Raw genomic sequence first — 13225 nt, forward strand, 5'->3', positions numbered from 1 at the left:
CCGGCCTTGCAGGCCGCGAACCCTGCGCCTATATTCACCCTGTCCGGGGCAACCCGGACTATGGACATAAACGCGCATGGAATAAGCGGATCGGACCCGGGGGCGGTACCCGGCGACTCCACCAGATCACCCTCGTTGGGGGACAATGGGGTCGAAACAGGATCGACGAACGTCTAAAGATGTTTGCTTTGTCTCGGTGAGCTACCACCGTTATCGGTGCAAAATGTACAGTTGCCAACGACAACCGTGCTCCGATCGCCCTGGCTGCGTAAGCAGTTCGAGTGATCGAAACCTAAGCCCTTGCGCCTAGCAGCGTAAGGCGGGGCCTGCAGGAGCCTGGCAACAGAATCCTGCACCTTCAACCCTTTTCCGGACCTGCCTGCCACGCCGCCGCCATGCGTAACGGCGGGCATTGCAGGTTTCTTGCCCGGGCGTCAGCCGCCCCCCTTTTCAATACCCGTCATATGCCTATGCTGGCCCGGAATTCTAAGGGGACGGGCATGGCGCGATCGGGAATCGACTACGGCGGAATGATGCACCGCGCGTTGCAGGGGCTGATCGCCGACGTGCTGGAAGGCGTGGCGGAACACGGCCTGCCGGGCGACCACCACTTTTTCATCACCTTCGACACCCGCGACGAAGGCGTGGAAATGGCCGACTGGCTGCGCGAACGCTATCCCGAGGAAATGACCATCGTTATCCAGCACTGGTTCGACAACCTGACCGTGGACGACGAGGGTTTCACCGTCACCCTGAACTTCGGCAATTCCCCCGAACCGCTGCGCATCCCCTTCGACGCGCTGCGGACCTTTGTGGACCCTTCGGTCGAATTCGGCCTGCGCTTCGAAACGCAGGAATCCGAAGATGAGGACGACGAAGACGGCAATGAGGACGGCGACGACAGCCCCGATGGCGGGCCGAACGGCGGGGGCGAGGTCGTGCAGCTGGACAGGTGGCGGAAATAGCGCCCTAGCTGTCCCGAAAGACGGCCCGCGCCGCCGCAAGGCTGTTCAACGCCGCCGGAAATCCCGCATAGACGGCCATCTGCATCAGCACCTCGACGATCTCCTGCCGGGTCAGCCCGACATTCAGCCCGGCGCGGATATGCACCTCCAGTTGCGGGCGCGCATTGCCCATGGCGGCAAGCGCCGCGATGGTGGCGATCTCTCGGTCGCGCAGGCCCAGGCCAGGCCGGGCATAGATGTCGCCAAAGGGAAACTCGAACAGCAGTTCGGCGAAATCCGGGGCGATGTCCGCCAGGCTGTCGATGACCGCCTGCCCCGCTTCGCCGTCGATCAGCGCCAGCAGGCGGCGGCCGCGTTCGTTGCGGGTTTCATGAATGGTGTCCTGTGGCATCGGGTGCGTCCTTTCCGCTGGAAATCATCGCCCCATACAGGGCGATCTTTTGATCCATCAGGGAAAGACACTCGGCCAGGTCGGCCAGCCGTTGCCGCAGCCCGTCGCGGTGGCGCATCAGCAGGTCGCGCCGGGCAGCAGCCGTCGCATCGCCCTGCGCCCGCAGCCGTGCATAGGCCTGCATCTCGGCGATGGGCATACCGGTCTGGCGCAACCGGATCAGAAAGCGCGCCCAATCCAGGTCGCGCGCCCGATACACCCGGCGCCCGCCGCCGTCACGCAGCGGCGGCTGCATCAGCCCGATCCTTTCGTAATAGCGCAACGTGTCGGCACTCAGGCCGGTCTGCCGCGCGAAATCGGAAATCTGCATCGCCACCTGTCCGCCCGATTCGAGGCTTTCCCCAAGGAACGCCCTTTCACCTAGGGGTTGGAGCGCGCTCCAGGTCAAGCGTCAGACCATCATTTCCTTTGTCGCCGTCAGCCGCAGCTCCGGGTGATCGCGGCTCACGCGGTCGATGTCCCATTGCAGCCGCGTCAGATAAACCATGTCGCCGTCGTGGTCCTGGGCGATGTGGCCCTTGTTGGCGTTCACGAAGGCCTCGACCTTGTCGCGCGGCCCCGCGACCCAGCGGGCCGAGGTGAATTGCGATCCCTCGAAGCGGACGGGGATGCCGTATTCGATCTCGATCCGGCTGGCCAGAACCTCGAATTGCAGCGCGCCCACGACCCCCACGATGAAGCCCGACCCGATCATCGGCTTGAAGACCTTGGCCGCACCCTCCTCGGCGAATTGCATCAGCGCCTTTTCCAGGTGCTTGGCCTTCATCGGGTCGGTCGCGCGCACCGTTTGCAGCAGTTCCGGCGCGAAGGACGGGATGCCGGTGAAGCGCAGCGCCTCGCCCTCGGTCAACGCATCGCCGATGCGCAACTGGCCGTGGTTCGGGATGCCGATGATGTCGCCGGCCCAGGCTTCCTCGGCCAGTTCGCGGTCGGCGGCCAGGAACATCACGGGGTTCGTCACCGCCATGGGTTTCTTCGTGCGCACATGGACCATCTTCATGCCGCGCTCGAAATGGCCCGAGGCGAGCCGCACGAAGGCCACCCGGTCGCGGTGCTTGGGGTCCATGTTGGCCTGGACCTTGAAGACAAAGCCCGTGACGGTCTTTTCCTCGGGCGCGATCTCTCGGTCGGCGGCGTTCTGCGGCTGCGGGGGCGGGCCGTATTGGCTGATGCCCTTCATCAGTTCGCGCACGCCAAAGCTGTTGATCGCGCTGCCGAACCAGATCGGCGTCATGTGCCCTTCCAGGAAGGACTTGCGGTCGAAGGCGGGCAGCAGTTCGCGCGCCATCTCGACCTCGTCGCGCAGTTTTTCCAGCAGGTCGGCAGGGACATGGTCGGCCAGGCGGGGGTCGTCCAACCCCTCCATCGCCACCGACTCGGCAACCTTGTTGCGGTCGGCGCGGTCCATCAGCTCCAACCGGTCGTGCAGCATGTCGTAGCAGCCGATGAACTCTCGCCCCACGCCGATGGGCCAGGACGCCGGGGCCACGTCGATGGCCAGGTTTTCCTGGATTTCGTCGATGATCTCGAACGTGTCGCGGGATTCGCGGTCCATCTTGTTGCAAAAGGTCAGGATCGGCAGGTCGCGCAGCCGGCACACCTCGAACAGCTTGCGGGTCTGGCTTTCCACGCCCTTGGCCCCGTCGATCACCATGATCGCCGCGTCCACGGCGGTCAGGGTGCGATAGGTGTCCTCGGAAAAGTCGCTGTGGCCCGGCGTGTCCACCAGGTTGAAGCGATAGCCGTCGAAGTCGAAGGACATCGCCGATGCGCTGACGGAAATCCCCCGCTCCTGCTCCATCTTCATGAAGTCCGACCGCGTCCGGCGCGCCTCGCCCTTGGCGCGCACCTGCCCCGCCATCTGGATCGCGCCGCCATACAGCAGGAACTTTTCGGTCAGCGTGGTCTTGCCCGCGTCGGGATGCGAGATGATCGCGAAGGTCCGGCGGCGGGCGATTTCGGGCGGAAGCGAGGGGCGGTTTGTCATGGGGCGGCATGTAGCGCGCGGCGGGCGGATGCGCAATCGCCCGGTGTGGTTCGGCATGGTGTGAGGATGGTGCTGTGAGAGAGGATTGAACTCTCGACCTCACCCTTACCAAGGGTGTGCTCTACCACTGAGCTACCACAGCATCGTGTGGCGGCGTTTAGACAAAGCCGCCGCCCCGCGCAAGGGGGATCGGCAGAAAAATCTGCCCGCCCCGAACCCCTGCCCGGGCGGGCTTTGCTGGACTGCGGCCGCAACCGGCGATAACAGGTGCGGATGAACGACCGCCCGGACGACAACAAAAAGCAGGACACGCGCGAGGAACGGCTGCGGGCCGCCCTGCGCGCCAATCTGCAACGGCGCAAGGCGCAGGCGCGCGCGCGGGCGGCGCAGGACGGCGACACGCCGCAGGACAGTGACACAGGCAAGGACGACGCTTAGATGGACCAGATCATCGTTCGCGGGAACGGCCCGCTTTCGGGGGAAATCCCCATCGCGGGGGCCAAGAACGCCTGCCTGACGCTGATGCCCGCGACGCTGCTGACCGACCAGCCGCTGACGCTGACCAACGCGCCGCGCCTGTCGGACATCCGCACCATGACCGCGCTGCTGCAATCCCTGGGGGCCGAGGTCGCCAGCCTGCAGGACGGCCAGGTTCTGGCACTGTCCAGCCATGCGCTGACCAGCCACCGCGCGGATTACGACATCGTGCGCAAGATGCGCGCCTCGATCCTGGTGCTGGGACCGATGCTGGCGCGCGATGGCCGGGCCGAGGTCTCGCTGCCCGGCGGCTGCGCCATCGGCGCGCGGCCGGTGGACCTGCATCTCAAGGCGTTCGAGGCGATGGGCGCGGAACTGGACCTGCGCGACGGCTATGTCCATGCCAAGGCGCCTGCGGGGGGCTTGCGCGGCGCGATGGTGGATTTCCCCGTCGTCTCGGTCGGCGCCACGGAAAACGCGCTGATGGCCGCCACCCTGGCGCGCGGCACCACGGTGCTGAAGAACGCCGCGCGCGAGCCGGAAATCGTCGATCTGGCCCGCTGCCTGCGCGCGATGGGCGCGCAGATCGAGGGCGAGGGCACATCGACCATCACCATCCAGGGGGTCGATGCCCTGCACGGCGCGACCCACCCCGTCGTCACCGACCGGATCGAGCTTGGCACCTACATGCTCGCGCCCGCGATCTGCGGGGGGGAGGTCGAATGCCTGGGTGGCCGGATCGAGCTTTTGTCGGCATTCTGCGACAAGCTGGACGAGGCGGGCGTCAGCGTCACGGAAACCGCGCGCGGGATCAAGGTCAGCCGCAGGAACGGCGCCGTCCGCGCAGTGAATGTCACGACCGAGCCTTTCCCGGGCTTCCCCACCGACCTCCAGGCGCAGTTCATGGCGCTGATGTGCGTGGCTGAGGGCACCAGCGTGCTGGAGGAAACGATCTTCGAGAACCGCTTCATGCACGCCCCCGAACTGACCCGCATGGGCGCCCGGATCGAGGTTCACGGCGGCCACGCCACCGTGACCGGCGTCGACGGCTTGCGCGGCGCGCCGGTGATGGCCACCGACCTGCGCGCATCCGTCAGCCTGATCCTGGCGGGGCTTGCCGCCCAGGGCCAGACCACCGTCAGCCGGGTCTATCACCTGGACCGCGGCTACGAGCATGTCGTCCGCAAGCTGCGCGGCGTGGGCGCCCATATCGAACGCGTGAAAGAGGAGTAAGCGATGCCACAGGACGCCCGTTTCGCCGATGCCGACCCCGCCCCCCTGGCCCTGATGGCCGAGGATGAACAGGATCTGCGCATCCTGTCCGCGCTGTTGCAGGACGCGATCCTGCCCGCGTCCGAGATGTCCTATGACCATCGGGGCCGGACACTGGCGCTGCTGGTGAACCGCTTCCGGTGGGAGGACGCCGAACAGGCCGCGGCCGAGGGGCGCGATTACGAACGCGTCCGGTCGGTCCTGCTGATCCGCGACGTGCAGCGGGTGCTGTCCGACGGCATCAGCCGGGACGCGGACACCGTGCTGGAACTGCTGGCGATGGTCTGGCAGCCCGGTCCCGACGGCACCGGGCGGCTGCTTCTGGAATTCGCGGGCGACGGGACGTTGGCGGTCGAGCTGGAATGCATCAACATCGACCTGCGCGACGTGACGCGCCCCTATCGCGCGGTGTCGGGCAAGGCGCCCGTTCATCCCGAATAAGAGGGTATCTGGACAAAGAAGAAGCCGCCCTTTGCGGTGCTTGAGGCGGGCGGGGGTTGCGGCTAACAAGGCGCGATACCAGAGGACAGATCATGCCCGTCACGCTGAACACATCGGAACCCGACTTCGAGGCGCGCTTTGCCGACATGCTTGCGGCCAAGCGCGAGGATTCCACCGATGTGAACGACGCCGTGGCGGCGATCATCGCCGATGTGCGCAAGCGCGGCGACGCTGCGCTGTGCGACCTGACCAGCCGCTTCGACCGGCTGGACCTGACCCCCGACCGGCTGCGCTTTTCGCCCGAGGAGATCGCGGCGCAGGTCGCCCATGTCTCGGCCCCGGACCGCGCCGCCCTGACGCTGGCTGCCGAACGCATCCGCGCCTATCACGAACGCCAGATGCCCGAGGATGCGATCTGGACCGACCCGCAGGGCGCGACCCTGGGCTGGCGCTGGACACCCGTGTCGGCGGCGGGACTGTATGTGCCGGGCGGCCAGGCGGCCTATCCGTCGTCCGTCCTGATGAACGCGATCCCGGCGCGGGTGGCGGGGGTGGATCGGCTGGTGATCTGCGTGCCGACGCCGGGGGGCCACCTCAACCCGCTGGTCCTGCTGGCAGCCCAACTGTCGGGCGTCACCGAGATTTATCGCATCGGCGGCGCGCAGGCGATCGCCGCCATGGCCTTTGGCACCGACACCATCGCGCCGGTGGACAAGATCACCGGGCCGGGCAATGCCTATGTCGCGGCGGCCAAGCGGCAGGTCTTTGGCCGCGTCGGCATCGACATGATCGCTGGTCCCTCCGAAGTCCTGGTGATCGCCGAAGGGGACCAGCACCCCGACTGGCTGGCCCTGGACCTGCTGGCGCAGGCCGAACACGATGCCGACGCGCAGTCGATCCTGATCACCACCGATCCCGCGCTTGGCCATGCCGTCGCGGGCGCGGTGGACCGCATCCTGCCCAGTCTGCCCCGCGCCCGGATCGCGGGCGCCAGCTGGCGCGATTATGGCACCATCATCATCGTCCGCGACTTGGAGGAAGCCGCCGCCCTGTCGAACCGGATCGCCCCCGAGCATCTGGAACTCTGCGTGGACGACCCCGAGGCGCTGGCCGCGAAATGCGTCCATGCCGGCGCGATCTTCCTGGGACCGCACACGCCCGAGGCCGTGGGCGATTACATCAGCGGCCCGAACCACGTCCTGCCCACGGCGCGGTCGGCGCGGTTTTCGTCGGGGCTGTCGGTGCTGGATTTCCTCAAGCGCACCACGATGGCGCGGCTGACGCCCGGCGCGCTGAATGCCGTGGGCCACGCCGCCATGCGCCTGGCCGCCGCCGAGGGGTTGCAGGCGCATGGCGAATCGATCCGCGCGCGCCTGGACCTGCTGAACGAAAGGCCCCCGGAATGAGCCGGATCATCCAGATCGAGATCGACGATTCCCAAGCCTCGCCCGCCACACCCGAGATGGAGCAGGAACGCCGCGTGGCGATCTTCGACCTGATCGAGGACAACAGCTTTTCCGTCCCCGGCCGCGACGGCCAGCCTGCGCCGCAAGGGCCGTTCAAGCTGGACCTGTGCATCCGCGAACGCCGCCTGGTCTTCGACGTGGCCGCCGAAGGGGGCGACAAGGTCGCCGAATTCCACCTGTCGATGGGTCCGTTCCGGCAGGTGACCAAGGATTATTTCCAGATCTGTCAAAGCTATTTCGACGCGGTCAAGCGCCTGCCCCCCGCCCAGATCGAGGCGATCGACATGGCCCGGCGCGGCATCCACAACGAAGGCGCGCGCACGCTTCAGGAACGGCTGGAAGGCAAGGCCGAACTGGACATCGACACCGCCCGGCGCCTGTTCACCCTGATCTGCGCCCTGGTGCCCCAGGGCTGACGATGGTGCAGAACACGATCCCCGCCTCGGTCCTGTTCTGCTGCGATCACAATTCCATTCGGTCCCCCATTGCCGAAGGCATGATGAAGAAGTTCTATGGCCGCGCCGCCTATGTCCAGTCGGCGGGCGTCAAGAACGACATGGAGGTGGACGGCTTCGCCATCGCCGTCTGCGACGAAATCGGCGTCAGGATCGAAAACCACCGCAGCCGCAGTTTCGACGAGATGAAGGACTGGGGCGACGACCTGGGCGGCTTCGACCTGATCGTGGCCTTGTCGCCCGCCAGCCAGCGGCAGGCCCTGGAACTGACGCGGGTCTATCACCTGGACGTGGAATACTGGCCGATCATGGACCCCACGGGCCTGGCCGAGGGACGCGAGGCGAAACTTGCCGCCTATCGCCAGACCCGTGACCAGATCCGGACGCGCATGATCGAACGCTTCGGCCCGCCCATGGCCGAGGATTAAGGCCGAGGAAAAAACCGCGCCGGCCCGGTGCGGGCGGCGCGGCAGTATGGCAATCGTGATGGGGTAGGATCAGCGACGCCAGTTATTGGGCACGTCCCAGATGGGACGCGCGATCTCGTCCGCGACATCCTCGCGGGTCAGGCCGATGTCGCGCAGTTGCTCGTCGCCCAGATGCGACAGATCCTGGCGGGATCGGCGGACGCTCAGCATGGTCATGATGCGCTTGCCCAATGACGGGCGCGAAGAAAAGCCGTGCCCGGCAAGGACATGAAGCGATGTGGTCTTGATGGCCATCGTTCATCTCCGGTGATTGAACGCATCATCAACAGTGATGCGTGATGGTTGTCTGATTTCCGTTCTTGATAGATAGAAGCGTCCGATGTATTTTTGAAACGAATGTTTTTGATCCATCCCATCAGGATTGTTGAACCATGCGCAATCTCGACATCAGCACCCTGCGGTCGCTTCAGGCCGTGGCCGAATACGGCGCCGTCACCCGCGCGGCCGAGGCGCTGAACATGACCCAAAGCGCGCTGTCCATGCAGATGAAGCGGCTGGAGGATCTGTTCGCCGAACCGATGCTGCAAAAGCAGGGGCGCGGCGTGGTGCTGACCGACTTTGCCGAGGAATTGCTGATCGAGGCGCGCAAGCTGGTCGCCCTGAACGATGCCATCGTGTCGCGCTTCACCGGCCAGCGCCCCGAGGCGCGGCTGCGCGTGGGCCTGACCAGCGACTGGCTGTTCACCAAGGTGGCCCAGGCGGTGCGCGCCTTCCGCCAGGCCAATCCGCGGGTCGAACTGGTCATAAACGACGGCCGCAGCAAGGACTTGCGCCACCAGATGAAGCGCGGCGACCATGACGTGATCCTGACCACGGAATTCGAGACCCCGCCGGGGGCGATCCACCTGTCCAAGGTCGATCTGGCCTGGTTTGGCGCCATCGGCGGCACCGCCTGGGAACAGCGCCCGCTGCCCTTGGCGAACTCGCCGCATTGCGCCTATTACCCGGTGGGGCTGGCGGCGCTGGAACGGGCCGGGATCGAATGGGTCCAGGGCGTGGCCGACGGCGGCAGCGACACCTGGCGCGTCACCGCCGCCGCCGATCTGGGCATCACGATCCTGCCGCGCGGCATCGCCCAGGCGGGACTGGAGCCGGTGGACCACGGCGGCGCCCTGCCGCCCTTGCCGCCCACCTGGCTGAACGTCTATGTGGCCGACGGCCCGGCCCGGCGCGAAGCGGCCGAGTTCGCGGGCTATCTTCGACGGGCCGTGAGCGAGGTCGCGGCGATGGCCGCATGACGGCAGATTGACAGCCCGCCCCCGGCGCTGCACTTAGGCAGCGGCAGAGCGGAGTGGCAGATGACCCGGATCGACGATACCTTTCAGCGGCTTCAGGCCCAGGGGCGCAAGGCCTTCGTGACCTATATCATGGCCTCGGATCCTGACGAGGCGACGACGCTGGAGATCATGCGCGGCCTGCCTGGCGCGGGCGTGGACATCATCGAACTGGGAATGCCCTTCACCGATCCCATGGCCGACGGCCCTACGATCCAGGCGGCGGGCCAGCGCGCGCTGGCCGCAGGCGGCAGCGTCACCCGCACGCTGGAGATCCTGCGCCAGTTCCGCCAGTCCGACGACACCACGCCGGTCGTGCTGATGGGCTATTACAACCCGATCTATGCCCGCCCGGGCGGGGTCGATGCCTTCCTGGCAGAAGCCAAGGCGGCAGGCGTGGACGGGCTGATCGTCGTGGACCTACCGCCCGAGGAAGACGACGAACTGTGCATCCCCGCCCAACGCGCGGGCCTGAACTTCATCCGCCTTGCCACCCCCACGACCGACGACCGCCGCTTGCCCGCCGTGGTCAAGAACACCTCGGGCTTCGTCTATTACGTCAGCGTCACCGGCATCACCGGCGGCCCCGCCGCCAACGCCGCCGAGGTCGCGCCCGAGGTCGCGCGCATCCGCGCCTCGGCCAACCTGCCCGTGGTGGTGGGCTTCGGCATCTCGACCCCCGATGCCGCCCAGCAGATCGCGGGTGTCGCGGACGGTTGCGTGGTGGGCAGCGCCATCGTCAAGAAGATCGGCGAAGGCCGCCCCGTCCCCGAGGTGCTGGACTTCGTGCGCGATCTGGCCGCCGGGGCGCATCGCGGCTGATGATCCTGCGCGAGGCCACACCGGAGGACGTGCCCGCCATCGCGTCGATCTGGAACCCCATCGTCCGCGACATGGTGATCACCTTCTGGCCGACCGAGCGTTCGGACGCCGAAATCGCCACCCTGATCCGCGACCGGCAGGCCATGGGCCATCCCTTCCTGGTGGCCCAGGATGAAGGCCGTATCCTGGGCTTTGCGACCTATGCCCAGTTCCGCCACGGCGGCGGCTATGCGCGCAGCATGGAACACACCATCTACTTGGCCCCCGACGCGCGGGGCAGCGGCACGGGCCACTTGCTGCTGGCAGCCCTGGAAGACCATGCCCGCACGAAAGGACACCGGCTTTTGATCGGCGGCATCACGGCCTCGAACGAAGGATCGCTGCGGTTTCACGCGCGGGCGGGCTATGCCGAATGGGGCCGGATCCCCTGTGCTGGCTGGAAATTCGGCAGCTTTCACGACCTTGTGCTGATGGGCAAGGATTTGATGTCTCCGCCCTAGGACGCGACACCCTGCCCCTACCCTTGCCGCGCGTTAGCGGCTAACCTGCCCCCATGGACATGCGCGCGACCGATACCCCCTGCCCCAACCTGCCGAAGCCCCGCAGCTTCTGGCAGCGCATCGGCGACCGCTTCGCGGCACTTCTGGGCAGCCATCGCGCGACCATCCCGCCCGAACGGTCCGTGGCCTTCACCATCGCCGTGATCGCCCTGGGCGCCAAGCTTGCGAAATCCGACGGCGCCGTGGGCCGGGCCGAGGTCGCGGCCTTCCGCCGCGTCTTCATCATCCCGCGCGCCGAGGAAAAGAACGCCGCCCGCGTCTTCGACCTGGCGCGCCAGGACGTGGCGGGGTTTGATGCCTGGGCACGCCGCATCGCCGCCATGTTCCCGCCGGGCGATCCGGTGCTTGCCGACGTGATCGAAGGATTGTGCATCATCGCCGTGGCCGATGGCGGAATGCATGAAAACGAGATCATCTTCATCGACGAGGTGGGCCGCATCTTCGGCCTGCCTGCCGAACGCGTGGCCGCCATCCGCCTGCGCCACGACCGCAAGTCCGACTGCCCGCCCTGCGACGTGCTGGGCATCCCGCTGGACACCCCCCTGCCCGAGGCGCGCAAGCGGTTCCGCTCGCTGATCCTGGAAGCCCATCCCGACCGCGCCATCGCCCGCGGCCTGCCGCCCGAGGCCGTGCGCCTGGCCGAGGCCCGCACCCGCCGCCTGAACGAGGCCTGGGAAAAGTTCCGCCAGATGCGCCGCGGCACCACGGTCCCCGAACCCGCCGAATAGGGCCGGCCCTTGCCGCGCGGGGCGGCAGCGACTAGGTTCGCCATGACCCTGTGACGGACCCTTCGATGCCCCAAGACGCAGCACCTGCCTATCAGGTCCTGGCCCGGAAATACCGGCCGGAAACCTTCGCCGACCTGGTCGGCCAGGACGCCATGGTGCGCACGCTGAAGAACGCCTTCGCCGCGGACCGCATCGCGCAGGCCTTCATCATGACCGGCATCCGCGGCACCGGAAAGACCACCACGGCGCGGATCATCGCCAAGGGCATGAACTGCATCGGTCCCGACGGCGGGGGCGGTCCCACGACCGAACCCTGCGGGATCTGCGAACATTGCGTGGCGATCACCGAAGGCCGCCATGTCGATGTGCTGGAAATGGACGCGGCATCCCGCACCGGCGTGGGCGACATCCGCGAGATCATCGAATCGGTGCATTACCGGGCGGCAAGCGCGCGCTACAAGATCTACATCATCGACGAAGTCCACATGCTGTCCACCAGCGCCTTCAACGCGCTTTTGAAGACGCTGGAAGAACCGCCTCTCCATGTGAAGTTCATCTTTGCCACCACCGAGATCCGCAAGGTTCCCGTCACCGTCCTGTCGCGCTGCCAGCGCTTCGACCTGCGCCGCATCGAACCCGAGGTGATGATCGCCCTGCTGCGCCGCATCGCCGCGGCCGAGGGCGCGCGGATCACCGACGACGCGCTGGCCCTGATCACCCGCGCGGCGGAAGGATCGGCCCGCGACGCGACCAGCCTTCTGGATCAGGCGATCAGCCACGGGGCGGGGGAAACCAGTGCCGAACAGGTCCGCGCCATGCTGGGCCTGGCCGATCGTGGCCGCGTTATCGACCTGTTCGAGATGATCCTGAGGGGCGATGCCGCATCCGCCCTGACCGAGCTGCAATCGCAATATGCCGATGGCGCGGACCCGGTCGCCGTGCTGCGCGATCTGGCCGAGATCACGCATTGGATTTCCGTGGTGAAGATCACGCCGGATGCGGGCGACGATCCGACGATCGCGCCCGACGAACGGGTGCGGGGCAGGGAACTGGCAGGCAAGCTGGCGATGCGCGTGCTGACGCGGCTGTGGCAGATGCTGCTCAAGGCGCTGGAGGAGGTGTCCGCCGCGCCGAATGCGATGATGGCCGCGGAAATGGCGGTGATCCGCCTGACCCATGTGGCCGACCTGCCCGACCCCGAACAATTGATCCGCCGCGTCCAGCAGGCCCAGGCGGCGGGCGATTTCGCGCGATCCGCCGCGCCTGCCGCGCCCGCGCAGGCGCCCCGCGCCGCCCGGCCCGCGCCGGTGATCGCCCAGCGGTCGGGTGCCGCGACGGCCCTGGCGCTCAGCCCGGACGCTTTCGCGGCCTGGCCCGACTTCGCCTCGGTCCTGGAGCTAATCCGGCGGATGGGGGACATGCTGCTGTTGGTGCAGGTGGAGCGGCATGTGGGCCTTGTCCGCTACAGCCCCGGCCGGATCGAGTTTCAGCCGAAGGGCGACGCCCCCCGCGACCTGGCGCAAAGGCTGGCCGAACGCCTGCGCGGCTGGACCGGCGGACAACGCTGGGCCGTCACCGTCACGAACGAGGGCGGCGCGCCCACGATCGCCGAACGGCAGGCCGCCGACCAGCGCGAACGAGAGGACCGCGCCTTGCAACTGCCCATCGTGCAGCAGGTGCTGGCGGCGTTTCCCGGCGCCACGCTGAAGCGCGTGACCCGCGCCGCGCCCGAGGCGCCCGCCGAGGATGCGGCGGACGGCGCGGTGAACCCGCACGAACTGACCCAAGGCCCCGTGGCCGAGGTCGAGGAATGGGATCCCTTCGAGGATGAGGAATAGG

16 protein-coding genes, 1 tRNA gene and 1 other RNA gene are annotated in these 13225 nt (G+C 67.3%); 13 read left to right on the forward strand and 5 right to left on the reverse strand.

Annotated features, from left to right (window positions below; genetic code table 11):
• Positions 1 to 2 precede the first annotated feature (2 nt).
• Positions 3 to 357: a transfer-messenger RNA gene (gene ssrA, locus GIY56_RS00425) on the forward strand.
• A 143-nt stretch (positions 358 to 500) separates the two neighbouring features.
• A complete protein-coding gene (locus GIY56_RS00430) occupies positions 501 to 965 on the forward strand; it encodes an SspB family protein (protein ID WP_154762852.1) in 465 nt (154 codons plus the stop codon).
• Positions 966 to 969: 4 nt separating this feature from the next.
• Here the strand turns inward: GIY56_RS00430 and GIY56_RS00435 are convergent, their stop codons facing one another.
• The 4 genes from GIY56_RS00435 to GIY56_RS00450 all read right to left on the reverse strand — a co-directional run bounded on the left by GIY56_RS00435 (position 970) and on the right by GIY56_RS00450 (position 3545).
• Entirely contained in the window at positions 970 to 1356 is a 387-nt protein-coding gene (locus GIY56_RS00435) for a carboxymuconolactone decarboxylase family protein (protein ID WP_154762853.1), read from the reverse strand.
• Positions 1334 to 1726, reverse strand: coding sequence for a MerR family transcriptional regulator (locus GIY56_RS00440; protein WP_154762854.1), 393 nt, complete (start codon positions 1724 to 1726; stop codon positions 1334 to 1336). Before GIY56_RS00440 ends, GIY56_RS00435 begins: the two co-directional genes overlap by 23 nt.
• An 81-nt stretch (positions 1727 to 1807) precedes the next feature.
• Complete coding sequence (locus GIY56_RS00445; protein ID WP_154762855.1) at positions 1808 to 3403, reverse strand: peptide chain release factor 3; 1596 nt, start codon at positions 3401 to 3403, stop codon at positions 1808 to 1810.
• A gap of 67 nt (positions 3404 to 3470) precedes the next feature.
• Positions 3471 to 3545, reverse strand: a tRNA-Thr gene (locus GIY56_RS00450).
• A 131-nt stretch (positions 3546 to 3676) separates the two neighbouring features.
• Here GIY56_RS00450 and GIY56_RS18315 point away from each other — a divergent pair.
• The 6 genes from GIY56_RS18315 (at position 3677) to GIY56_RS00475 (ending at position 7942) form a co-directional block, all read left to right on the forward strand.
• Complete coding sequence (locus GIY56_RS18315) at positions 3677 to 3841, forward strand: hypothetical protein (RefSeq protein ID WP_196053508.1); 165 nt, start codon at positions 3677 to 3679, stop codon at positions 3839 to 3841.
• Positions 3842 to 5113, forward strand: coding sequence for a UDP-N-acetylglucosamine 1-carboxyvinyltransferase (murA, locus tag GIY56_RS00455; RefSeq protein WP_154762856.1), 1272 nt, complete (start codon positions 3842 to 3844; stop codon positions 5111 to 5113).
• A gap of 3 nt (positions 5114 to 5116) precedes the next feature.
• Entirely contained in the window at positions 5117 to 5593 is a 477-nt protein-coding gene (locus GIY56_RS00460; protein ID WP_154762857.1) for a DUF2948 family protein, read from the forward strand.
• Between the two features lie 92 nt (positions 5594 to 5685).
• A complete protein-coding gene (hisD, locus tag GIY56_RS00465; protein ID WP_154762858.1) occupies positions 5686 to 6999 on the forward strand; it encodes a histidinol dehydrogenase in 1314 nt (437 codons plus the stop codon).
• Positions 6996 to 7475, forward strand: a complete 480-nt coding sequence (locus tag GIY56_RS00470) for a UPF0262 family protein (RefSeq protein WP_154762859.1) — start codon at positions 6996 to 6998, stop codon at positions 7473 to 7475. Before hisD ends, GIY56_RS00470 begins: the two co-directional genes overlap by 4 nt.
• Positions 7476 to 7477: 2 nt before the next feature.
• Positions 7478 to 7942, forward strand: a complete 465-nt coding sequence (locus GIY56_RS00475; protein WP_196053509.1) for an arsenate-mycothiol transferase ArsC — start codon at positions 7478 to 7480, stop codon at positions 7940 to 7942.
• Positions 7943 to 8011: 69 nt separating this feature from the next.
• On the opposite strand, the gene GIY56_RS00480 is transcribed toward GIY56_RS00475, so the two are convergent.
• Positions 8012 to 8236, reverse strand: coding sequence for a DUF1127 domain-containing protein (locus tag GIY56_RS00480; RefSeq protein WP_154762860.1), 225 nt, complete (start codon positions 8234 to 8236; stop codon positions 8012 to 8014).
• 137 nt (positions 8237 to 8373) lie between these two features.
• Between GIY56_RS00480 and GIY56_RS00485 the strand changes: the two genes are divergently transcribed.
• From GIY56_RS00485 to GIY56_RS00505, 5 genes are all read left to right on the forward strand, one after another.
• On the forward strand, positions 8374 to 9240 hold the full coding sequence (locus tag GIY56_RS00485; RefSeq protein WP_154762861.1) for a LysR family transcriptional regulator: 867 nt from the start codon (positions 8374 to 8376) through the stop codon (positions 9238 to 9240).
• A gap of 60 nt (positions 9241 to 9300) precedes the next feature.
• Entirely contained in the window at positions 9301 to 10098 is a 798-nt protein-coding gene (gene trpA / locus GIY56_RS00490; protein WP_154762862.1) for a tryptophan synthase subunit alpha, read from the forward strand.
• A complete protein-coding gene (locus tag GIY56_RS00495) occupies positions 10098 to 10598 on the forward strand; it encodes a GNAT family N-acetyltransferase (RefSeq protein ID WP_154762863.1) in 501 nt (166 codons plus the stop codon). The genes trpA and GIY56_RS00495 overlap by 1 nt, the downstream gene beginning before the upstream one ends.
• 59 nt (positions 10599 to 10657) lie before the next feature.
• Positions 10658 to 11386, forward strand: a complete 729-nt coding sequence (locus tag GIY56_RS00500; RefSeq protein WP_230312205.1) for a molecular chaperone DjiA — start codon at positions 10658 to 10660, stop codon at positions 11384 to 11386.
• 65 nt (positions 11387 to 11451) lie between these two features.
• Positions 11452 to 13224, forward strand: a complete 1773-nt coding sequence (locus GIY56_RS00505; protein ID WP_154762865.1) for a DNA polymerase III subunit gamma/tau — start codon at positions 11452 to 11454, stop codon at positions 13222 to 13224.
• Position 13225: the final 1 nt, after the last annotated feature.

Source organism: Paracoccus lichenicola (assembly GCF_009708075.1).
Lineage (GTDB): Bacteria > Pseudomonadota > Alphaproteobacteria > Rhodobacterales > Rhodobacteraceae > Paracoccus > Paracoccus lichenicola.